The sequence below is a fragment of the Nocardia sp. NPDC059229 genome, from assembly GCF_042754165.1.
Lineage (GTDB): Bacteria > Actinomycetota > Actinomycetes > Mycobacteriales > Mycobacteriaceae > Nocardia.
Window position 1 is genome coordinate 153,892 of the sequence record NZ_JBHZAK010000003.1, and the last position, 25,970, is coordinate 179,861.

The window sequence follows — 25,970 nt, forward strand, 5'->3', positions numbered from 1 at the left end:
ATGGCCCTCTACCTGCCACCTGAACTCGAATGGCTGGGCTGGCTCGTCGGCGTGGAATGGCCCGACGGCAACGAAGACCAGATGTGGGACCTGGCGAACTACTGGAAGGCCGCCGCCAACGGTCTCCGTGGCCAGGTCACGAAGATGGACGAGGCCAAGTACGCGACGCTGGCGGCGTACGTGGACGGCGAAGGCCGCGACGCCATGGCCAAGCAGTTCGACAATATGGCCGGTGTCGGCGGTAAGCAGGATGGCAATACCTCCATCCTGGATCTGGCGGGCTTCTTCGATCAGCTGGGTGATTCGGTGCACGACACCGGCACCGAGATCGAGTCGACCAAGCTGATGTTCTACTCATCGCTGGCCATGCTGGCGTTCGAGATGGCCGCGGCCTGGATCTTCCCGCCCACCGCGCCGGCCGCGGAGGCGGCGGCGCAGGCGGCCACGCGCATCGCTGTGCGCATCATCGGCAGGGAGGCGGTCGAGCGCATCGCCGCGTATGTCGGCAGGATGGTGGGCTCGTCGTTGGCGAAGTTCATGGTGCGGCACTTCGTGCTGGACGCCGGGCTGGGCCTGCTGCAGGAAGTCGGCATCGAGGGGTACCAGGTGGCGGCGGGACACCGCAGCGGCCTGGACTGGGGCAAGATCGGGGTCACCGCCGTCAGTTCGGCCGCCGGCGGCATCGCGGGCGGCAAGGTCGGCAAGGCGCTGGGTGAGCACTTCGAGGGCTCCGCCATCAACCACTACCTGGCCGCCGCCATTACCGGCACCAGCGCCGGATTGGCCGGTGCGGGAGCGGGATTCCTGGCCGGCACCGGAACGCAGTTCGGTCTCGACGTGTACCAGCACGGTCTGGGTGACGCGTGGAAGAACATGAGCAACGCGTTCACCCATTTCGATCCGCGCATGCTGACCGGTGGCGTGAGCAATGGCGCGCTGTCCGGCATCAATCACACTGCCGCCCACAGCTTCTGGGAGCCCCGGGTCTCTCGCATGCGGGCCGGTGTCTCGACCGATATGGCCAATGTCGGCGCCCATCCCGGCGGGACCACCGCCGGGGATACCGGTCATGTCGGTGGCGGCGACCCCGGCCATACCGCCGGTGGCGGCGACCCGGGCCATGCCGCCGGTGGCGATACCGGCGGTCCCGCCCTCCATCCGGCCGGATTCGCCGGTGACGCAGGGGATTCCACCTCAGGCGCGCACCCGGCGGGTGACGGCAGTACCGCGCACCCGGGCCAGGATGTCGGCGGCGCGAGCATGGACGTCCGCGGCAATTCCGACCGTGGCGAGCCCACCGGCGACCAGTCGGGCTCCGGCGATCACAGCCCGTCCGGCGGTCCGCAGCACGACTCCCATACCCCCTCCGATGCCGGGACGCCGACGGACTCGCACGGATCCCAGTCCCACGCGGGCGCGCCCGACACCACCGGCGCCCCGGAATCGGGCGTTCAGGCCGGCAAGCACGAGAACCTGGCCCCCGCAGCCGATCCCGTCGCAAACAACTCCGGCCCGGTCGCGCAGGCCTCGGGCGGCTCCGGACCTCAGTCCACCTCGGGCTCGGGGCCCCAGTCCTCCTCGGGTCCCGCAACCAACCCCACTTCCGCCGCGGGCGGATCCGATTCGCGCCCCGCCGCGTCGTCCGCCCCGGCCTCCGACTCCCGCGCCACCCAGCCCACTGGCGGGCCCACGGATTCCGGCTCCCGATCCCCGTCCACCACAGCGGATCCGAGCGCTGGCAATACGTCCGCACCTGCGGCGCAGTCCGATTCGGGCCCGAGCCGCTCCGGTGCCGGAGTCCCCACCGACTCCGGTGCGAGCCCGCACCCGGCCGCGAGCGCCCTGGCGCCCGACCCGCACGAGTCACCCGCCGCAGGCGCCCCCGCCTCCGCCGCCCCCACCGAGATCCCGATCGCGGCCGCCGCCAACGCCGCCGCCTCCGCCAACGCCGCCTCCGGCGGCAACGCACCCACCGGCGCGATGGACCGGCCCGGTGTCCCCGCCGCCGCATCCGCGGCCGGAAGCCCTTCGGCCCCTTCGCATCCCGCACCCGCGCAGCACACTGGCACTACCCCCGAACCCCGCACCGCAACTCCGGACGCCCGCCCCGCACCCACCCGTGCAGGTGACGCCGCCGGCCTCCGCGCGGATGCCGCCCGCCCCCAGGCAGGCACAGATGCCCGCCCGCAGTCCGCCACGGACGCCCGCACACAATCCGGCACAGACGCCCGCGCGACCGCCACCCAGTCCCGCCCCACCGGAGAACCGGCCACCGCCCACGAACCCACTACCCCGCGCGAGCCCAACGACCACACCCGGCCCACGGATCCTGCTGCCGACCAACAGGATTCGCCCCATAACGCCACCGCCGACCGGCCTCCCGCCCCGGACGGTCACGACTCCCCCCAAGCACAACCGGCCTCACACAACCCCGCCGCCGAATCCGACCGCACACCAACTGAATCCGACCCCCGCCCCGAATCAACCCCGTCCCACGACAGCGCCGCGCCGCGCGATGCGAATGCCCCCTGGGATGAGTCCGCCCCGCGCGATGAGGCTGCTGCGCGTGATGAGACGACGCCGCGTGACGAAGCTGCGCCACGCGATGAGTCCCTACCGCGCGATGAGGCCGCGTCGCGTGACGAGGTCGGTCCGCGTGATGAAGCCACCCCGCGTGACGAGACTGCGCCCAACGACGCCGCCGCACGGGATGAGTCGGTGCCACGTGATGAGGCCAGCCCGCGCGATGAGGCTGCCCCGCGTGACGAGGTCGGACCCCGTGATGAGAGTGCGTCGCGTGATGAACCCACGTCGCGTGACGAGGCTGCGGCTCGCGATGACGCCGCGGCGCGTGATGAGACTGCGCCTCACGATGAAGCTGCACCCCGGGATTGGGCTGGTGTGCGGGCGGAGGAATCCGCGCCGCATGAGGCGGAGGCGCATTCGCGGTCGGAAGATGTGCCGGTTGACTCCGAGGGGCGTTCTCGGGGTGGCGAGGTGGCGCCCGGTGAGGGCGAGGGGCTTTCGCGCGCTGATGATTCCGTGCGTGAGCCTGTGGATCACGCCGTGGATGCGACGGATTCGGGGCGGTCGGATGCCGAGTCTGCTGCCGACCGTGGGACGCCCGTTGCGGATCGGGCCGAACCGGCTGAGCCGGTGCATGATTCGTCCGAGGCGCGTACGTCTTCGGAGCCGCGCGCCGAGGGGGCGGAGCATACTTCTCCCGCCGCTGCGCACCCTGATTCGGAGCGGTCCGGAGCGGGGGAGGCCCCGCACGACCGCGAGCGGGACGACCACCATGCGCCGGAAGACGGGCTGCTGGTTGCGCCGATTCCCCTTGGGGATCACTCGGTTTCGCACCCAGGAGAGGGCGAGCGCCGGGCAGCGGGCGGCGAGCGGCCGCGTGACGGTGCCGGGGAGGGGCAGCGTCCGGCCGATCGACGCGGTCCGGCGGATCGCTCCGGCGAGCGGCGTTCCGGGCCTCCGGAGCGCGGCGACGGCACTGCCGCCCACCCCGGCAGCGTGCGCGAGCCGTCCGATCACCCGGCGTCCTCGCATCCCGACGAGGCGCCCGATCATGCCGCGCCGCAGTCGGATCGGAGTACGCCGAAGGACGGTCACCCGAACCGCGGCCGGTGCGGTGAGCTGGCCCTGAAGCTGCTGCGCCAGCTCACCGGCAACGATTCGATCCGAGTTCCGGAGCGCCCGGTCGGTCCGGAAGGTATGACCGCCTCGGAGCTGGTCTCCATGGCGGGCGGCAAGCTGCGCGGGTACGAGGGTCACGAGGCGATCGCGGACCGGCTGCGGGATCTGGGCCCGGGTTCCTCCGCGCTGGTCGTCGACTTCTACGCCGGTCCCGCGGACGAGCACGGCGTGGGCGGGCACGCCTACCTGCTGGTCAACGAGGACGGCAATATCGTCGTGAAGGATCCGGCGGCGGGCCGCGAGCACGGCTTCCCGCCGGAGGTGCCGCGCGAGACCAAGGGCACCCACGCGATCCTGTTCAAGGACGACGGCACGCCGGTGGACCCGCTCAGCGAGCGGACCCGGTACGGACTGATCGCGACCAAGGCGGGTCACGGGCAGCAAAACACTCCCGATCAGCCCGACGACATGCGCGCCCAGATCGCCCGCGCACACGAGGTCGCCCGCCACGACCTGCGCAAGGCCATCGAGAACCTGCAGAAGGCAACGGGCCTGAAGGTCGCCGAATCCGACCTGGCCGCAGGCAAATTCGACGACACCATGCGCGACCTCGAAGGCCGCGACTTCCGCGCGAGGCGCGGCACGGACCCCCAAGCGGCCTTCACGAAATTGCGCGAGGCCGCCAAACAATTCCACCGCACCGACAACCTCACCCAACTGGTCATAGCCACCGACCTGGAGCACGCCGCCAACCTGGCCCACGCCCCCGACCCAACCCACACCCCCGACCCGGCCGGCACGCCCGACCCGGCCCACGCGGCCGACCTGACACCGGTGACCGATCCGTCGCGTGTTGCGGATCCCGCGCACGCGGCGGATCCGGCACATGTGTCCGATCCCGCGCACGCGGCCGATCCCGAACAAACTGCGGAACCTGAGCACGCGACCGGCTCTACCCGCACTGCCGACCCGACGCACAACTCCGATCCCGCACACGTGTCGGATCCTGCGGACGCGGGTGATTCTGCGCGCACGGCAGATCCGGCGCATGCGGCTGATGCTGCTCGCGTGGACGACCCTGCGCGCACACCTGATCCTGAGCGCGCGGCAGATTCGACCGATACGACCACCCCGGCAGATCCGGCGCATGCCGCTGACCGCGCACAGGTGGCCGATCCGGTACACGCGGATGATCCTGTGCATCCTGCCGATTCGGAGCACGCGGCTGATCCGGAGCGCGCAGGTGATTCGGAACATGCGAGTGACCCTGCGCACGCGGCGGATCCGCCGGCCCCGGAGTCCGAGCGCGCCGGCCGCCCGGTCCGGGGCGAGCGCGACCGCCTCGATCAGGCCGAGCAGCACGCCCGCCCGGACACCCCCGCCGTACCCGAGCAGCACCCCGCCGAGGAAGTGTCTCGCCAGCCGCTGCGCGACGAGGCCACGCAGGCCGACCGGGACGCCGAGTTGGCGGGTCTGCGCGCGAAGTGGTTGCGTGAGACGGCTGGTTCGCTGCCGGAGGGGAGCGCCGAGCGTGCGATGTTCGAGCGCCGCGCGGCCGACGCGGAGGACCGGCTGCAGACCGCCAGGGACGCGGCGGATCGGTTGTGGGAGCTGGCCGGCGGTCGCCCGGAGAAGCCGGTCACCTTCTTCGACCCGCCCGGGAGCGAACGCGCGCCGGGAACGGAGCACCCACAGTCGGCGGACGCGAGAGAGACCGCGCCCGTTCACGATTCGGCGCGACCCGGCGGTACCGAGGAGCACGGGCCGCTGGATCGCCGCGGGGCCGATTCGCCTGCCGGGGGCGAGCATCCAGCGCACGGTGGCGACCGCCCCGAGCAACCGCCCGCACACGAACACGACGCTACGGACACCCACAAGCCGGAGTGGACGTCGCAGGTCGACGACGAGTGGACCGGACTGAATGCCGAGCAGATCGCCGAGAAGCTCGAACAGCGCTGGGACATCGACGTTTTCGGCTTCGACTCCGAAATCCACCCCGAGGTGCTGCGCGAGTTCGCGCGCGCCGTCGACGCCATGTTCGAGAAGTTCCCGGCGACCAATCTGCGCTCGGTCGGGATCGGGGACCTGCCGAACGACGTCTACGCGCGCTCGAAGCCGGAGAAGAGCCCCACGGTCGGCTGGTACGCCGAGAAGATAATCCTCAACGCGGATCTCGCGCGCAATCCCGCCGACCTGGCCCGAGGGGCCGCTCTCGACGTGAGCACGGGCCACAGCGTGCACGGCACGGATGCTCGCCCGATCTACGCGACGATCATGCACGAGTTCGGGCACGCCATGGACTGGACCGGCCAGGGCGTCGCCCGCAACCGCATGATGGACGCGCTGCGCGAATACTACGTCGCCGAGAACGGCAATATTGTCGGCTTCCGGCAGTGGCTGCACAAGAGTCTGTCCGGCTACAGCTTCGAGCGCTGGCAGCGCATCGACCGCCCGGAGGCCTTGGCCGAGGCCTTCACCGATGTCGAACTCAACGGCGAGAACGCCAGCCCCGCCGCGAAGGTCATCCACCAGGTCCTCGTCGACGCCCTGGCCGACCACGCCGCCCGCCACCCCTCCGAAGCCGGCTCCCGAACCCGCATCGAACCCCCCACCCACCCCGAGACCGACGAGCCCGCCAACACCGACTCGTCCCACCCCCGCCACCGCGCGGGCGTCCCCGAACCAGAAGTCGCGAACCCCGCTGCAGCACTTCACGATCCGTCCCGCACTCACGACCCGGCTGCGCCTCACGACCCTGCCGCCGCCCGCGACCCGGAATCCACTCGCGACCCGGTCGCTGCCCACGACCCGGCGACTGGCCGCGAGCCCGAAGCCACTCGCGGGCCGACCGCCGCCGACGACACGACAACCGCGCACGATCCTGCCGCTGTCCGGGAATCGGCCCTCGCTCACGATCCGGTTGTCGCAGATGAACCAGAAGCGCCCCGTGAGCCGACCGCCGCCCACGACTCGGCTGTCACGCGCGACCCCGCGTCGGCACGCGAGCCGGAGGTCGCACCGGAGCGGACGCGCGAGCGCGAGCCATCGGCCGAATCCCGCACCGAGCCACAGGATGTCGGCGGCACCGAGCGCCCGGAGAGGGGCACTCGCGCGAGGGACGAGGCGGCTCCGGAAGGCACACGTGGAGACGAGTCGCGACCGGCCGAGCGGCCGACCGCGGAGAAGCCGGCCGTCGCGGACCCCCGCCACGAAACCGACCGTCCGGACCGCCCGAGCACCGGCCAGCGGCGCACCGACGAAGCACCCCGCGACGAGGCGCGTCCCCGGGACGAATCCCCTCTGCACAACGAGCAACCCGCCGATTCCCGATTCGGCGGGGGCCGCAAAAAATCTGGTACGGACGACCCGGGTGCGGGACCGACGCGTACGCACGAGGGTGAGACTCCGCCGGTCGGCGGAAAGCGGCCGAGTGGATACGACGATGGAAAGCCGATTCCCCCTGCGGAATGGGCAAGGGAACAGCCGCAACTCTCCTTGGCGGAACTCCTCGAGCTCTCGGCTGACGACCTGCGGTTCCACGGGCTGCCCGTCGATGAGTGGTCGACGATGTCGCCGACCGAGGTGGCGGATGAGCTAGCGCGGCGCTGGGGACTCGAGGTGGCGGGATTCGACCATCCTGCGGTCGATCCGACGGTCGTGCGTGAGTTCGCTCGCGGCATCGACGACATGATGCGGCGCTATCCCATTGCCCGGAACGTGCGCCGAGTCGCGATCGAAGAATTGAAGTCCGAATTCGCCCACTGTAAGTGGGGATTCGGTGAGCTGCCCCCTGAACGTCCTTCGATCCTGAAATCCAATCTGCTCGTAATGAGGGCCGACGCGATCGTGCTGAACCGGCGGTACGCCACGGCCGACCATGTCCACGCGCCCAATCAAGGGGACTTCCGGCCGCCGAATTCCCATAACCGCCGGATTTACACGGCGATAGTGCACGAGTTCGGCCATGCGCTGGACGCGGAGTCCGGCAAACCGTCCGAGTGGGTGCGGAATCGGTCGTCCAAGACCGCGCTGCGAGTATTGCGTGACTATTTCGAGTCGACCCGGCCTGATCTAGGCCGCAGGGAGTTCCGCCGCGCGTTCGAGGAGTGGCTGGGGCAACTCAGCGGCTACAGTCGCTCGGCCGCGGAAAGACCGGGCCCCTTCGGGCTCGGCCGCAGGGTCGAATTCAGCAGCGTCGAGGCAATCGCCGAGGCGTTCTTGGATGTCGAGACCAACGGTGAGCACGCGTCCGAGCCCGCGAAGGTTCTGTACTGGCACCTGATGGACAACCTGGAGCAGCACGGGCGCAACTCGGCCTCCTACCACATGCCGCCCGATACGATCGAGCGCCCGACGGGTCCGAACCCGGTGGAGGAGCCCGCCCGCGCGTCGCAGCGCGCCGCATCACCCTCGATCGACGCCCGTAGCCGGTTCGGCCCGGAAGTGCCTGTCTCCGAGGTGAAGCCCGAGGTATCCGGCGCGAGACCGGAGGTGGTCGCGCCGGCAACCGAGCCCGGCGCCGCGAATTACCCGGGCCTGGTGGGAGATTCGAACCCGGCCGGTATTCGGCACGACGGGCCGAACGCCCTCGATTTCCCCAGCGGCCTGGATCGTGAGCCGGCTGCCCCCGGCACGGCCGGGGCCTGGGAGGCGGTCGGCGCGGCCGAGGTGCACACGCCCACCGAGTCGACGGCCGGCGCCCTGCTCGATGAGCACCTCACTCGGGTCCGGAACACGATGCACTGGGCCGAGACCGTCGATCGGGCCAGGGTGGACGCGCTGGCCCGGGAGCTCGGCGTGGATACCACCGGTCTGTCCCGGGCCGACATGGATCGCGCTCTGATCGCCGGCTATCGCGCCAATCCCGATCATTCCCCGGAAGCCGTCGCGACCCGCCGTGCGTTGATGCACGCGCTGGAGACCTACCACGCGCGCCTCGAGGAGGCGAAAACCGCTCGCGCCGAGGCAGAGCGGGTGGCGGTGGACGACGTGACCGCGGCGACCACGGATCCTGTGCTGAAGTCCGGCCTCGGGATGGCCGGCGACCCGCCCAAGGCCATTGTCCTGCTGGACTCCCGGACCGACCCCGAGCACGTTCTCAGCACGCCGTTGCGTCAGGCCTTCGACTACCAGCGTGTCCCGGTCGAATACCGCCGGGTCGAGGTGGCCCCGGACGGCACGGTCACCACCCGGACCATCGAGCCCCCGCACGAGCCCGCCGCCGAATCGCCCCACTCCGCCGACCGTGCGGGCGACCCGGAACCCGCTCGCGAACCCGTCCCCGACGAACCCACCGCTGTCCGCGATCCGGAACCCGCCCGCGAGCCGGAGACCGCGCACGATCCGGCTGTTGCCCGCGAACCGGATGCGACCGACGAGCCGACGACCGCGCACGATCCGGCCGCGGTCCATGACCCGGAACCCGCCGCCGCGCACGATCCCACCCGGACCCGCGAGCGCGAGGACGCGCCGGAGCGGCCGGGCGCTCGCGATTCGGCAGCCGCCCATGATCCTTCGCTTTCGGCTGAGCACGAGCCCTCCGCCGCCCGTGAGCGGTCGGCCGTGGACGCGGTTTCGCCCACGGGTGAGCGGCGAGTAGGTTCGGAGCCGATCGAGCGTCCGGCTGCGGAACGCCCGGCCGCCGGTGAGCCCCATGACGCGAACACCAAGCCGGAATCCACGCGGACCGAGGAGCGCCGAGGCGGCGACCCGCTTCCGGCGGAGGGGCGTCCGGCGGGTGAGCATCCGCTGGAGGGCGAGCGCACGGCGCAAGCGCACGATGGCGGCAATCCGCCGGTAGGCGAGAAGCGCCCGACCGGGCCCGAGGATGGGCGGCCCATCCCCCCGGCGGAATGGGCAAGAGAGCGGCCACATCTCACCCACGAGGAGTGGGTCGCGCTGCCGGAGGATAGCCGCGATCCCGAGGGGTTCCCGATCGACGAGTGGACCGGATTGTCGCCGATCGAGGTGGCGAACCAGCTCGCGGAGCGTTGGGGACTCGTGGTCGAGGGCTTCGACCACCCGGCTGTCTCCGCGCTCGCCACGCGAGAGTTCGCTCGTGCCGTCGACGACATGATGCGGCGCTATCCGATTGCCAGGAATCTGCGACGAGTCGCGATCGAGCCACTGGCGGGCGGAGTCGCCCACTTTGTCGGAGACGCCGCCCATTCCCCGACTTCGATTGTGCTGAACCGGCACTGGGCCGACGATGACAGCGCGCGTCCAGTCGGCGCCGACTACGGCGATTCCGGATACCATCCGCCGAATCAAGACAGGCGCCCGTTGTATGCCACGATCGTGCACGAGTTCGGGCATGTTGTGGACTTCGAGTCCGCAAAGCGGTCCGAGTGGGGATCGCAGCCGCCGTCGAGGACTGCGCTGCGGGTGTTGCGCGACTATTTCGAGGCGACCAGGCCCGATCTGAGCCGGAGGGAGTTCCGCCGCGCTTTCCAGGAGTGGCTCGATCAACTCAGTGGCTACAGCCGCTCGGCCGAGGAAGGGCTGGACAGCGGTTCCGGGCGCCACCGCTCCGGGCTCGAGCAGATATGGCAGTTCCGAGGCGACGAGGCGATTCCCGAGGCATTCCTGGATGTGGAGCTCAACGGTGAGCGTGCGTCCGAGCCTGCGAAGGTTCTGTATTGGCACCTGATGGACAGCCTGGAGCAGAACGCGCATAAAACTGCCTCCTTCCACGTACCTCCCGATGCGATCGCGCGGCCGACCGGCCCGAGCCCTTTGGCAGAGCCCACCCGCGAGCCGGTGGTGCGGGAATCCGAACCTGGCGCGGCGAATTACCCAGGCCTGGTGGGAGATTCGAACCCAGCGGGCAGCCGCGTCGACGGGCCGACAGCTCCCGAGCTGCCCCGCGGCATGGATCCCATTGTCGAGCAGGTCATTCCGGGCACGGCCGGGGCTTGGGAGGCGACCGGTCCGGTCGCGGTGCACACTCCCACCGAGACGACCACCGGAACCCTGCTCGGTGAGCACACCACGCACGCTCGGAACGCATTGCACTGGGCCGAGACCGTCGATCGGGCCAGGATCGACACGCTGGCCCGCGCCCTCGGCGTGGATCCCACCGGTCTGTCGCCCCGCGCCCTGGACCGTGCCCTGGTCGCCGGATTCCGCGCCAACCCCGACCTCTCCCCGGAGACCGTTGCCGCTCATCGGGCGATGCGACAGGCGCTCGAGATCTATTACAGGCGACTCGACGACGTCCGCGCCGCCCTCGCCGATGCCCATCAGGCGGCGATCGAGGATGTGCTCGCGTCGTCCACGGACACAGTGTTGAAGCCCGGCGTCGGCCTGGCCGGCGAACCGCCCAAAGTTGTCGTCGTGGTGAAGCCGTCGGCGGATCCCGAGCACGTCCTCGGTACCGCACTGCGCGAAGCCTTCAACCATCAGGGCATCCCGGTCGAGTACCGCCGGGTCGAGGTGGCTCCGGATGGCACGGTCACCACCCGGACCATCGAGCCCCCGCACGAGCCCGGCGCCGAGTCGAGACCGCATGACGCCGCGCCCGATTCGGAACTCGGGAAGCCGCTGGATTCGCGCCGGGGGCCGTCCCCGGACGAGTCGGAGGGTGGTCGTCCCGTCGAAGCGGCTGGTGCCGGAGCCGGAGGTAAGGAGCCGCCATCGCCGCCTCCCAGCGCAGCCGCGTCGGGACCGGAGCGCGAGCCGAGCGGCGACGACCACGGAACTCCCTCGGAAACCGGCGAGCAGCCCGAGTCCGGGGACCCCGGTGCGACAGAGGAATCCGGGCCGGAGGAGCCCGTCATCTTCAGGGAACCGAGCCCGACCCTCGAGGCAACGCTGCCGGATACGCGTCTGCACAGCGAGGCTCTCGGTGAAGTGACGTTCCCCGAGGCCCAAACCCAGGAATTGATCGTTCCTGCAAGGGAAACCGGCACGGTGGTGCACTCCATCGATCCGGTGGAGGCCGCCCCGGCCCTGCGCGCGGTGGCCGACTACCTGGGCCGAACCGAGGCCCCGCCCGGCGTCCGGGAGCCCACACCGGCCGAACGTGCGTACGCCGAACAGCTGGCGGATGCCCTCGGCATGGATAAATCCCTTGGCCAGCGGAGTAATCCACTGGCCGCTATGCGGGATGTGGCCGAGAATGCCCGCGCGCGTGGCCGTTTCGGCGATCCGGAAGGCGACCGTCCGCCGCGCCCCATGCGCCCGGAGGACTTCGGCCCGCTGACGACGGAGGACCGCTTCGCCCCGAAGCCGGTGGAGCCGGGCCCGGGCGAGACCCGACGGCAGCTGCCGCTCGAACCGTGGGCGGAGGCGAATCACGGCCCGGCCGAGGGCGAACCGCGCGCGCTCTCGCTGCCGGAACTGCGGCAGGAGCTGGCCGACCGCCTGGGCCTGCGTCCCGAGGACATCACCCCGGAGCGCCTGTCCGAGCTGGCCGGGGAGCTGCAGTACCGGAACCTGTTGCGCGCCGGGGCGATCGAGGCGCTGAGTGATGCCATGGACCGCCACGCCGGGTCGGTCACGCCGGGCGGCCGCGACGCCTACGGGAAGGTTCGCGACGAATGGGCGCGGCTGCTCGGCGTCGACCCCGAACACCTGGCTCGCGACCCGGAGCGGGTCCTGAACGGCCTGCGCGACGAAACCCTGCGCCGCGCAAACGATGTCGCCGATCTGATGGCCGCCACCTTCCACGAGCCGGACCCGGCGAAGGGCCCCAGGCTGGTGCTCGAGGCCGATGGTCACCGGGTGCACGTCGAGGTCACCACGGGACCGGATGGTGCGCGCCGGATCGCGGTGGTCGAACGCCCGGAGCTGCCCGGGAAGCCGGAACCTGCTGCCCAGCGACCCGGATTGCTTCGCCGGGCCCTGAATTCGATAAAGGAGTACGGCGCAACGCTGAAGGGCTACCTGGGCCAGTACCCCAAATACCCGTCGGGCTCCGGCAATGACAGCGCGGGGCAGGCTGAGGTGGTTCGGGGCGTCGGCTACATGTTCGGCCACGAATTCCCGTACACCGATAAGCCGGACCCGTTCGTCGAGGCCGTCATGGGGCACGAATTCCCCGACCAGATGCACGAGATTCCGCTCGCCCGCATCCTCAAAGAAGGCTTCACCATCTGGCACGCGCGGGAGCGGATGCCCCTGATCGGGACCGGCGGGATCCCGTGGGTGCGGACCAGCCGCGTCGCCCACGTATCCGCCGATGGCGTGCCCATGCGGACCCGCGACGGCGGCGAGTACGTACCGGGGTTCCACGATGCGGATCCCAAGCAGCGGGCCGAGATCGAGACCGGTATGCGCCTGGGCGGGATGCGTACCGAAGCGGACGAAATCCGCGAACGTGAGCAATCGCAAGCACAGCACCCCGACCCGGTCTCTCACGACCCGGAATTGCCGGGTCCGTCGGAACGGCACTGGGCGTCGAATGTGCCCGAGCCCCTGGTGCACGCGGTCGAGGCCCGCGACGCCGCGCTGGTCGATCTGGTGCGCGTGGCGGCCGAACACGGCATCGAGCTGACCGACGCGGATCCGGCCACTCTGCGCCGCGCGGTCGCCGACGAGGCGTATCGATTGATGCGCCGGGCCGCCGCGATCGAGGCGTTGAACGTCGTCGCGGACCGGTTCAATCAGCACGAGGAACAGCGCCCGACCCGACCGGTCGCCATCAATGACAAGAATCCGCTGGGCCGCTATGTGCGCGAGGTCCATGCGGTCGAGGAACAGGAGCGCCGGCAGGAGCAGGCCGACCGGAAGCGGGAGAAATACTCTGCCGCGCCGGATGATCCGTCGAAGACGTTCGAGCCGCGTAAGCCCCGGGTCACCGCCTTGGATACCGACGGCACCAACATCGGCCAAGAGTGGGCGAGCCATTTCGACGATCCACAGGACGGATTCCCGCAGAGCGAGCAGGGCGGACTGTTCCATCACGCCCTGACGCGTGATCAGGTCCGTGAGGAGCGGTCGAACTGGGCTCAGTTGCTCGGCATCGGTCTGGATGAACTCGGCCCGACCAAGGCCGAACTCGACCACATCATTGCCGAGCAGCGGATGGCGGTGCGCGACGCCCGGGACCGTCTGAACGAATTGTCCGCCGCCGTGGACCATTTCATCGAGCTGGACAACGAATCCGACCGGCAGGCCAAGCAGGTGAGCGACCGCACGGCGCACGATTGGATGGAGGTCTATGGCGGCGCGATGCTCGAGCCGGGGGTCGGCGTGCGTCCGGGCGAGCACCCCGGCGACCCGGTCCGACTGGTCGTGATCAGCGGCGACGAGGACCACCACGCCCGTCTGGTCGAGGCGTTGGCCGTGCACCCGGAATTGAGCGACATGCTCAATCGCGGTGAGCTGCAACTGGATTACCGCGATGTCGGCCTGAACGACGACGGCGCGGTCCACGTCGTCGAGCGTGCCGCCCCTCAGGTGCGCTTCCACGATCTGGAAGTCGACGGCGAGCGTGCCCCGGTGCTCATGGTGCGCGACGACCACGGTCCCTGGAAGATCGTCCAATCCGAAGGCGGCCACGCCACGCCCGAGCCGAGCCGGGAATCCAGTGCGCCGCGCGATCCGGATGTAGTGCGCGCCGAACGCAATGCGGTCGCCGCCCGCCTGTCGGTGTACACGATGGACCTGGGCGAGAACCTCGATCGCACCATCGCCGCACTGCGCCAGCAGAATATGCTGCGGGCCGCGCAGATCGAGGGCATGGCGGACTACATCCGCAGCAGCGATGACATCGACCAATTCCACGAGCTCAGCGACAAACTCGGCGACCTGGCGCACGTACTCGGCATCGACCCGGGGGAGCTGTCGCCGCAGCGCCTGGCCGAGGCGATCGCCGACCCGGACATGAAGCGGGCGCGCCGCGCGCAGGCCATCGGCGACCTCGCGGATTACGCGAAACAGCTGAACAAATCCGACGCGAAGGCCGCCATCGCGGCACGGGACCGGCTCGCGCGGCGGCTCGGCTTGGAGCCGGAGGACCTGCACGGCTCCAAGCACGTCAAGAACGAGCAGGAGACCCAGATCATCGGCTACGGGCCGGATCCCAAGAGCACCAAGAAATCCGCGCTGGTCCACGCGATCAACGACGCGCTGGGCCGCGAGGGCGAGCGTCCGCGGGTGGTCGCCGCGCTCGCCGAGTACGCGCACGCGCTCGGCGCCATCGATCCGTACCACCCGGACCTGCGTTTCGACCCGCGCACCGATCCGCGCGCGGCCGACGGCGTACTGCCCATCCACCAGGATTCCCAGCCGGAGCTGCTGCATCGACTGTTGAGCGAAAACGTCGGTGAGCCGCCGCTTTCCGACAATCTGTCCGAGGCCTTGAGCGTCTGGTCGCATCTGCTGGGCGTGGATGTCCGCGATATCGGCAAGACCGTCGACTTGTACAGCAACCAACTGCCGGGCATGCACGACCGGATCTCACCCGATCAGCTTCGGGACGTGCTGCGCAACCTGCGGGACAGCAATCCTGAACGGGCGTACGCCGAGTACCGGGCGAGTCTGGAACCCAATCAGCGCCCGCTGTCCGCGGATGAGCTGAGTGGGCTGGTCACCGCCGTGCGCGAGGCCCGCTTCGCCGAGGTTTACGAGGTCTACCGCGACGGGAAGATCGAGGAACACGAGCGGCCCGAGCCGGCCGACTTCAAGAAGATGGTCGAGGATATGCGCGCGGAGGTCCGCGCCCGCGAGGCCGACATCGACGAGCTGGAGCGGCTGGCCGCCGAACACGTGGCACTCACCGCCGAACCGGAACCGGAAGCGCCGCAGCGCAGTCCGCGTGAGCTGGCCACCGAGCTGGTAGAGGCTCGCCAGGCTCGCGACGCCGCCCGCGATCAGCGTGATGCAGCCCTGAGCCACCTGGACACCGGCTCGGACCGGCCTGTGCGCGACAGTGACCTGAGCCCGCAACGCCTGCCGGGCACCCTCGAATATCTGGCCACCCGCACCGCCGAGGACGGCGGCCACCCGCTCAACTCCGAACAGCACCTCGCGGATCTGGCCCGGGCGGCGGCCGATTTCACCGAGGCCGAGGCCCGGGTGAGCGACCAGGAGGCGCGACTGCGCGCGGCCGTCGACGCCGTCGCGGGCCCGGGCGAGACATCGGCCGACGTGTGGCAGCGCGAAGTCGATAGTTCGCGAGCCGAACTGGTCTCTGCGGCCGCCGCCGCACCGGGGACCTGGCCCGAGCACCCCGATCAGATCGTCGGTCAGCTCGATCGGGTCTTGCGTGGGGAGAGCGGTCCTGCGCCCGAACTCGCCCCGCTCCGCGATGCCGTGCACCGGTACCAGACCGCCATGGATTTCCTGGCCGCGGTGCGGCCCGAGCCGATCGAGGCGATTCGCGCCGCGGAATCACCGCAGGCGCAGGCCCTGCGCGAACTGCGGTACGCCCGGGAAGACGCCGACATAGCCAAGATGGCCGTGGAAAATGCCATGTTCGGAATCCCGGTCACCGAGGCTGACCTCACCCGCGACTGGATCGCCGCCACCCGAGGGGAATTCGGCGACACCCCGCGGGACCAGCTCACCCCGGAACAGCGCGGCCGCCTCGACCTCGCCGACGCCGCCGAACGCCACCTCGACGCCCAGGACCGCGCCGCGCGCTGGCAGACCCAGCTCGACCACCTCGCCGCCGATGCCCGCATCGCCGCCGACACTCCCCAGGCCGCCGCAGCCCGTTCCGTCGAGAACGCCCGCGCCGAACTGCGCACCGCCCTCGCGGACGTGCGCGAACACATGGGCCTGCACATCGACGAGTCCGAGCTGACCCCGGACCGGCTCGCCGACGTCATGGCGAATCTGTCGAACCGCACCATCATTACCCCCGGCGGCGAGGATCCGCACGCGGCGATTCACGCCATGGGCGCGGCCGACCGCATGCGGGCCGCAGCCGAAAAGCTGCATCGCGCACAGGATTTCGCCGACTGGGTCGACCAGCATCCCACCGGTCGCGATCCGGGCGAGGAGCCCGGCCACGGTCCCGTCCCGGCCGAGCCGGAGGGCCCCGGCGGCAAGCCCGGTTCGGGTGGCAAGGGCGAAAATCCCGGTGCCGGTACCGAAATCAGGCCCGCCGACAGTCGAATCGGTTCGGCCGGAAAAGAACACGAGTCGGCCGGGAGCAACGGATCCGATCCGGCGGCCCGCGCACGGTCGGCGGACCACGCCGAGAACCCCGCGTCGCCGGAGCACCACGGTGTAGACGCCGCGGACGGTCACCCGCCGCACGGTGACGACCGGCACGAGCAGCAGCCCGCCCACGAGCACGACGCGGGTCACGAGGCGACGGACTCGCAGGCGCACAAGCCGGAATGGACCCTGCAGGTCGACGACGAATGGTCGGGCCTGGACGCCGAGCACATCGCAGACAAGCTCGAGAAGCGCTGGGACATCGACGTTATCGGCTTCGACGGCGGTTATGACGTCGAGGTCCTGCGCGAATACGCGCGGGCCATCGACGCGATGATGACGAAGTACCCCGCGACCAATGTGCGGTCGATCCGAATCGGCGATCTGCCGGAGAACGTCTACGCCCGGTCGACGCCGGAGCGGAGCACCAACGCCGGCTGGTACGTCGAAAAGATCGTCCTCAGCGCGGATCTCGCCCGCAAACCCGCCGAGCTGGCCCGACTGGCCGCGATCGACGAGGGGTCGAAGTTCCACGTGCCGGGCTCGGCCGAGCGCCCGATCTACGGGAACATCGTGCACGAGTTCGGGCACGCCGTGGACATCACCGGCCAAATTGTCACCCGCCGGGCCATGATGGACGCGCTGGCCGAGCACTATGTGGCCGAGAACGGGAGCATCGTCGGCTTCCAGCACTGGCTGAGAAAGAATCTCTCGCGCTACAGCCTCGATATGGGAGGCATCAACCGCTTCGAGGCCCCGGCCGAGGCGTTCACCGACGTCGAGCTCAACGGCGAGAACGCCAGCGTGCCCGCGAAGATCATCCACAAGGTCCTGATCGACGCCCTGGCCGACCACGCCGCGAAACACCCCGCCACGGGCGGCCCGAGAACCCGCGTCGAGCCTCCGGCCACCTTCATGCACGACCCTGCCGTCAACAGCGAGTCGGCGGGTGGTCGAGCGGAGGGCGCCGTGCACAGCCCTGCAGGCCTTCGCGATTCGGCGGGCGCCCATGACCCGGTGGGGGCTCACGACCGGCAACCGGAGCAGACGCATCCGGCGAGCACCCGCCTGGACGCCCTGGCCCCCGAGTTCGAGGCCAACGGCCACCCCGACTGGCACGCCGCCATGACCGACCGCCTCGACCACATCGAGCGCAACGCCCAGCTCGACCCGATCCGTGAGCCGGAGCGCCCTGCTCGATCGGAGACACCGCGCGACGAGACTCCCGCACCGGGCGATTACCCGGAGACCGTGCGGCCCAGCGAGGTTCGGCCGGAGGAGCGCCCCGCTGCCGAGGGCGAGTTGCGGCCGCAGGAGCCCGCGGCCGAGCGCCCAGCCACGGAACGTCCGGCCACTGAGCGCCCAGCCACGGAACGTCCGGCGACTGAGCGCCCAGCCACTGAGCGCCCGGCCACGGAACGTCCAGCCACTGAGCGCTCAGCTACCGAGCGTCTGGCGACTGAGCACCCGGCCGGGGTGCCGCGTCGCGGCGAGGAGGCCAGGCCGGAGTCCGATCGGTCCGAGCAGCGCCACTCCGAGGAGGCGCGACCGGAGCGGGCGCGTCCCGAGCGGGAGGACATCCTGGAAGGCGAGCAGCCCCGGGATTCTCGCTTCGGCGGGTGGCGATCCCAGCGGTCCGACGGCGACCATCCGGCGGAGCACCCGACGCAGCCGCACGAGGGCGAGGCTCCGCCTGCTCGTGAGCAGCGCCCGACCGGGTACGACGACGGCAAGCCCATCCCCCCGCCGGAATCGGAGCGGGGTCCCCGGGTGCCGAAGGAGGAGTACCTCGCCGCGTCCCCGACGGAGCGGCAGACCATCAACCTCCCGCTGGACGAATGGTCGTCCAAGTCGCCGTCCGAGGCCGCCGAAGAGCTCACCGAGCGTTGGGGATTGAAGGTCACCGGCTTCGACGACGCGAAGGTCGATCCACATGTCGCGCGCGAATTCGCCCGTGCCGTCGACGACATGATGCGGCGTTATCCGGCCGTCCGGAAGCTGAAGCGCATCTCGATCGAGGACGTGGAGAACGACAAGATCTACGCCTTCTGTGAGCGCACGATCCCTCGGCGCTTCGAGAGCGGGCCGCGGAAGCTGGAGGCCGACGCGATCGTCTTGAACTCGCGCTACGCGCACGAGTACGGGCCGCTGCGAAGGGCGATCGCCGCCGAGGTGAAGGCCGGAATCACCCCGCGAGGCGCCGCCAGACGCCCCGTGCACGCGGTGATCGTGCACGAGCTCGCGCACGCGATGGACGTCGAGGCCACACCGGCCGGGGCGATCCGGAATCGCCCGTCCCGGAGCGCTCTGCGGGTCCTGCGCGACCATTTCGAGGCGACCCGGCCCGACCTGGGCCGCAAGGAATTCCGCGCCGCCTTCCAGGAGTGGCTGGATCAGCTCAGTGGGTACAGCCGCAATGGGACCGAGCGCGTGGGTTTCGGCCGCAAGTACGCCTTCGACGGCGGCGAGGCGATGGCCGAGGCGCTGCAGGAGGTCGAATACAACGGCGAGCGGGCGTCCGAACCCGCGAAGGTCCTGTACTGGCACCTGATGGACAGCATGGCGGAGCATGCGCGCATCGACGCCCCGTATCACATGCCGCCCGAGGCGATTTCGAGGCCGACCGGCCCGAACCCGATGGAGGAGCGCGCGCCCGCCGCCCGTCGCGTCGCGTCCTCTCCGAAGATCGAGATCGCCGTCGACGAATCACCGGTCGGCCGCGCGCGGCCGGAGTCGATTCCGTCGAACCTGGCCGAAAGCACGAATGACCATGGCGCGCATGGCGAATCGACTCCGATCGAGCCGCAGGGCCGCCGTGGCGACGCGGACAGCGCCGCCGGGTCGGTCGATCCGGACAAGTCCGAGGGCGGTGACAAGGACAACCCTCGCGCTCGTGACTACAAGGGCGGTGGCAAGAACGGGCCGGAGGGTGAGGGTCTCGCCGATCCGGCCGCCGGTGGCGCCGGCGGCAAGCAGCCGCCGACACCCGGGAACGAGGCGGCGCCGAATCCGGAGCCCGAGCCGAACGGCGGTGACCACGAGACGCCCGCCGGTAACGGCGAGCAGCCCGAAACCAACGGTGCGGCAGCAGGATCCGCACCGGATGAGCGCAGTCCATGGCTGCGGCGCGAGGAGGCCGTCCAGGCCGACTGGAACGCCGAAATGGCGGACCAGCACGCGAAGTGGCTGCGCGGTGTGGCCGATTCGCTGCCGGAAGGCAGCGCCGACCGCGCCCTGTACGAAGCTCGGGCATCCGAGGCGGAGGCCAAGGCGCAGGAGGCCAAGGCCACCGCGGATGCGATGTGGGACAGCGCCGGTGGCCGGCCGGACCAGCCGGTCACCTTCAACGACCCGAATTCGGAACCGACCGAGCCGGGCCGGGGGGCGGGCTCGACCGCCGAGGCGACGCTGCCGGATACCCGCCTGCACACCGAGAACATGGTCGATCCGGCCTTCCCCGAGGCTCACACCCAGGAATTGATCGTTCCCGCAGGGGATGTGACGCATCCCGCCGATCCGGTGGACGCGTCCCCGGCTCTGCACGCGGTGGCCGACTACCTGGGCCGGTCCGAGGCCCCGCCCAGCCTTCGTGAGCACTCGCCCGCCGAACAGGCGTACGCGGCACAGCTGATGGATGCGCTCGGCATGGAGAGATTCATCGGCCAGCAGCGGGATCCGCTGGCCGCCATGCGGGACGTGGCCGAGAATGCACGCGCCCGTGGTGGTTTCGGTGATCCACAGGGTGATCGTCCGCCGCGAACGTTGCGCCCGGAGGACTTCGGCCGGCTATCGGACGAGGAGCGCTTCCTCCCGAAGCCGGTGGAGCGGCCCGCGGGGGAGACGCCCCGCGGGCTGCCGCTCGAGCCGTGGGCAGAGGCGAATCACGGTCCTGCCGAGGGCGAACCGCGCATGTTCACGCTGCCGGAACTGCGCCAGGAGCTGGCCGACCGCCTGGGGTTGCGGCCCGAGGACATCACTCCCGAACGCCTGTCCGAGCTGGCCGGTGAACTCCAGTACCGGAACCTGCTGCGCGCCGGCGCCATCGAGGCACTCGGCGATGCGATGAACCTCCACGATCGAGCGGCCACGCCCGAGGGGCGTGAGGTCTTCGGAAAGATCCGCGACGAGTGGGCGCGACTGCTGGGCGTCGATCCCGAACACCTGGCCCACGATCCAGAGGGTGTCCTCACCGGTCTGCGCGACGAAACCTTGCGCCGTGCGAGCGATGTCGCGGACCTGATGGCCGCCACCTTCCACCAACCGGACCCGGCGGCCGGTCCGCGGCTGGTGATCGAGGCCGATGGCCACCGCGTGCATGTCGAGGTCACCGCGGGACCGGACGGAACGCACGGGCTCAGGGTGGTCGATCGCCCGGACGTGGCATACGAGTCGAAACCCGGTGCCCCGGAACAGAAAGTCGGATTGCTCCGGCGGGCCTGGCGCTCGTTCAAGGGTTACGAGGGCCAGTACCCCAAGTACATGTCGGGCTACGAACACGGTGACGGCGAGGGACAGGCGAAGGTCATCCGAGGCGTCGCTCACATGTTCGGTCACGACTTCCCCCTCGAGGAGGAGGTGAATCCGCACGAGCATGTCGCCCCGGGACACAAACCCCACACCATCGAGGTCCTGGGGGAGGCTCCCGTGGCCCGCGCCATCAAGGAGGGCGCCACCATCTGGAAGGCGCGGGAGCGGATGCCGTTCCTGAAGCGCTGGACCAGCCGCGTCGCGGATGTCTCCGCGGATGTCGTGCCCATGCGCGGACGCCGCGGCGGCGAATACGAACCCTGGTACTCCGAGGCCGATCCGCACCTTCGCGCCCAGAACGAGGCCAGCCTGCGCCTGGGCGGGATGAAGACCGAGGCGGACTACCTCCGCGAACGGCAGGAAGGGCAGACACAGGAGCTCCCGGCCGGCTCGCATGCCCCGGAACTGCCGGCTCTGCCGGAACACCACTGGGCTTCGAACCTGCCCGAGCCCGTGGCACACGCGATCGAGGCCCGTGACGCCGCGCTGCGCGAGCTGGCGCGGGTGGCCGCCGACCACGGATACGACCTCTCCGAGGCGAATTCGGACGCGCTGCGCCGCGTCGTCACCGACGAGGCGTACAAGCTGATCCGCCGAGCCGCCGCGCTCGAGGCCCTCAACCATGTTGCGCACGAGTTCAACAAGGTGGAGGCGGAGGTCCCCAGTCGCCCGGTCGCCATCAACGACAAGAATCCGCTGGGCCGCTTCGTGCGGGAGGTCCACGCGGTCCAGGAACTGGAGCGCCGACAGGGGCAGGCCGACCGGAAGCGGGAGAAATACGGTGCCGCGCCGGATGATCCGTCGGAGCGCTTCCAGCCGAAAAAGCCCCGGAACACCTTCCTGGACGCCGTGGGCACCAACAACAACGGCGAGTGGGCGAACCACTTCGAGGACGCGGACGAAGGTTTCCGGCAGAGCGAGCGGGGCGATCTGTTCCGTGACGCTCTGATGCGCGACCAGCTCGCCGAGGAGCGGTCGAACTGGGCTCAGCTGCTCGGTATCGGTTTGGACGAACTCGGCCCCGGCCAGGGCGGACTCGATCGCACCATTGCCGAGCACCGGATGGCGGTGCGTGACGCCCGTGATCATCTGAACGAATTGTCAGCTGCGGTGGAGCATTTCATCGAGCTGGACGAAGCGTCGAAGCAGCGGGGCCGAGAGCTGATCGACGGCACGGCGCACGATTGGATGGACGCCAACGGCGGCGCGATGCTCGAGTCCGGGATCGGCGTACGCCCGGGCGAGCACGTCGGCGACCCGAACCGTCTGGTCGTGATCAGTGGCGACGAGGACCACCACGCGCGTCTGGCCGAGGCCCTCACCAAGTATCCGCAGCTCGCCGGCATGCTCAATCGCGGTGAACTGCACCTGGATTACCGCACTGTCGGCATGAACGACGACGGCGTGCTCCACGTCGTCGACGAAGCCACCCCGCAGGTCCGCTTCTCGAACCTGGAGCCCGGCGGCGACCGGGCTCCGATGCTCATGCTGCGTGACGGCCACGGTCCCTGGGAGGTCGTCCGACCCGAGGCCCGGCCCGCCACGCCGGACCCCGAGACACCCGCCCGGCGCGAAACGCCGAGTGCGCCACGCGATCCGGATGTGGTGCGCGCCGAACGCAATGCGGTTGCCGCCCGCCTCGAGGGCGCTACCCGCATGGACCTGGGCGAGCACCTCGACGAGACCATCGCCGCCCTGCGTCAGGACAATATGCTGCGGGCCGCGCAGGTCGAGGGCATGGCCGACTACATGCGCAGCAGCGACGCCATCGACAACTTCCACGAGCTCAGCGACAAACTCGGCGATCTGGGCCATGTGCTGGGCATCGACCCGGAACACATGTCCCCGCAGCGTGTGGCCGAGGCGATCGCCGATCCGGGCACCAAGCGAGCGCGTCGCGCGCAGGCCATCGGCGATCTGCTGGACTACGCGAGGGAGTTGGGTAAGGCCAAGGAGGCGGAGGTTACCGCGGCCCGGGACCGGCTCGCGCGGCGGCTCGGTGTCGATCCGGAGGACCTGCACGGATCGAAGTACCAGAAGAGCGACGACAAGAGGAAGATCACCGGCTACGGGCCCGATGCCGACAGCACCAGCAAACCCGCGATGGTGCGCGCCATCAACGATGCGCTGGGCCGCGAGGGGGAGCGTCCGCACGTGGTCGCGGCGCTCACCGAATACGCGCACGCGCTCGGCGCCCTCGACCCGTACCATCCGGACCTGCGCTTCGACCCGCATGCCGATCCGCGCGCGGCCGACGGCGTATTGCCGATCCACCAGGACTCCGCTACCGAGCTGTTGCACGGCCTGTTGAGCGAAACCGTCGGCGAGCACCCGCTTTCCGGCAATCCGTCACAGGCCACCGGTGTCTGGTCGCACCTGCTCGGCACCGATGTCCACGACATCGACCGCATGGTCGGGTCGTATCGCGATCAGCTGCCGGGCCTGCACGACCGGATGTCGCCGGAGCAGATGCGACAGGCCCTGCGGTCGCTGCCGGAGACGGCCACGCTGGAGAAGCTCAGGGCGAAGGAGCTCACGCCGGAGGAACTGACCGGGCTCCGGGCGTCCTACGACGAATACATGTCGGGGATGGGGTCCGATCAGCGCCCGCTCCCGCTGGCCGAGTACGTCGAACTGGTCCAGGGCGTCCGCGACGCCCGGTTCGCCGAGGTCTACGAGATCTACCGTGACGGCAAGATCGAACAGCACGAGCGGCCCAAGCCGGAACAGCTCGGGCGGATGCTCGACGAGATGCGCGCGGAGGTGCGGGCCCGCGAGGCCGATATCGACGCGTTGCAGCGGCTGGCCGCCGAGCACTACGCGCTCACCTCCACGCCGGAACCCGAAGCGCCGCACCGGAGTCCGCTCGAGGAGGCCAGCGATCTCGCCGAGGCGCGGCAGGCCCGCGACGCTGCCCGCGATCAGCGCGACGCCGCCATGGATCACCTGGACACCGGCTCGGACCGCGCCCTGAAGGCGAGCGATCTGACGCCCGAACGGCTGCCGGGCACCCTCGAGTACCTGGCCAACCGCACCGGCGAGGACGGCCACCCGCTCAATTCCCAGCAGCGCATCGACGAGTTGTCGCGGGCGGCAACCGAATTCAATGACGCGCAGACCCGGGTCGATGGGCAGGAGTCGCGGCTGCGCACAGCCGTCGAAGCCGCGGCGGGTCCGGGCGAGACACCGGCCGACGTGTGGCGTCGCGAAGTCGACAGTGCCGGAGCCGAAGTGGTCGCCAAGGCCGCCGCCACCCCGGGAGGCTGGCCCGAACACCAGGATCAGATCGTCGGGCAACTCGACCGGATCTCGCGTGGGCTCCCGGAGAGCGGTGCGGAGCTCACCCACGAACTCGACCCGCTCCGCGAGGCCGTGCGGAAGTACCAGACCGCCCTGGACTTCCAGGGCGCGGTGCGGCCGGAGCCGATCGAGTCGGTACGCGCCGGGGAGTCGCCGCAGCGGCAGGCCGAGCGCGAACTGAACTACGCGCAGCAGGACGCCGAGATCACCAAGCTGGCCGTGGAATCGGCCGACGCTGGTCTCCCGGTCGCCGAGGCCGACCTCACCCGGGACTGGATCGCCGAGACCCGAAGGGAATTCGGCGATACCCCCGGTGACCAGCTCACCCCCGAACAGCGCAGCCTGCTCCGCCTCGCCGATGTCGCCGAACACCACCTCGACGTCATGGACCGTGCGTCCCGCTGGCAGGCCCAGCTCGACCACCTCGCCGCCGATGCCCGCAACGCCACCGACACGCCCCGCGCCGCCGCGGCGCGCGCCGTCGACAGTGCCCGCGCCGAGGTGCGTGCCGCGATCGAGAGCCTGTACGAGCACACCGGTCAGCGGATATCGGAGTCCGACCTCACCCGCGACAAGCTCGCCGAAACCATGTCCGATCTGACCAACCGCACCATCGTCACACCCCGTGGCGAGAACGCGCACGAGGTCATCGAAGCCATGGCCAATGCCACCGACCGAGTCGGGCAGGCAGCCGAAAACCTGCACCGCGCAGAGGATTTCGCCACCTGGGTCGACGAGCACCTCACCGGCCCCGACCCGCGCGATCCCCGCCACCAGCCCGCCGAGCGCCAGCCCGTCGATCCCGGCGAAAACAGCGGCACTGTCACCGGCGAAAACAGCGGCACTGCCACCGGTGAGAACGAGAGCGCCGACCCCGGCAAGAACGAGGGCACCGACTCCGGCGACGATTCAGGCGACGGCCCAACCTCGCCCAATCCCGGCGGCCCCGGGGGCAAGCCCGGCTCCGACGGCTCCGGCACCGGCGCACAGTCTTCCGGCCCCGGCGAAGCGGATCCCGCTGGCGCGGGCGGCAAGTCCGGCTCCGGCGGCAAGGGCTCCGGCGGCGGCCCCGACGACCCCACCGCCGGTTCGCCCACCCCGAACCCAGACGACGACCCGAACTCCGGCAACGACGGCAACCCTCCCACCCCGTCCAACAACCCCACACCCCCACCCTCCTCGGAGGCCCCAACCCTCGAACTCCCACCCCGCTCGGAGCGCCGAACAGTAGAGTTCCCACCGCTATCGGAGCGCCCCACGGTCGAGCTCCCGCCATTGTCGGAGCGCCCCACCGTCGAGCTGCCGCCGCAGTCCTCCGAGCGTCCGACCGTTGAGGTGCCGCCGCATTCGTCCGGGGACCCGACTGTGGAGTTGCCGCCGCCGGGTTC

The 25,970-nt window shown here is 70.4% G+C and carries 1 protein-coding gene (running past one end of the window); it reads left to right on the forward strand.

Annotated features, from left to right (window positions below; translation table 11 throughout):
• A protein-coding gene (locus ACFXHE_RS09720) for a hypothetical protein (protein ID WP_379381598.1) crosses the window boundary here: on the forward strand, positions 1-25,970 show its 5' portion. Its footprint extends 7,750 nt past the window's final position; the window shows 25,970 of its 33,720 coding nt (coding positions 1-25,970); the start codon lies at positions 1-3; its stop codon lies beyond the right edge, outside the window.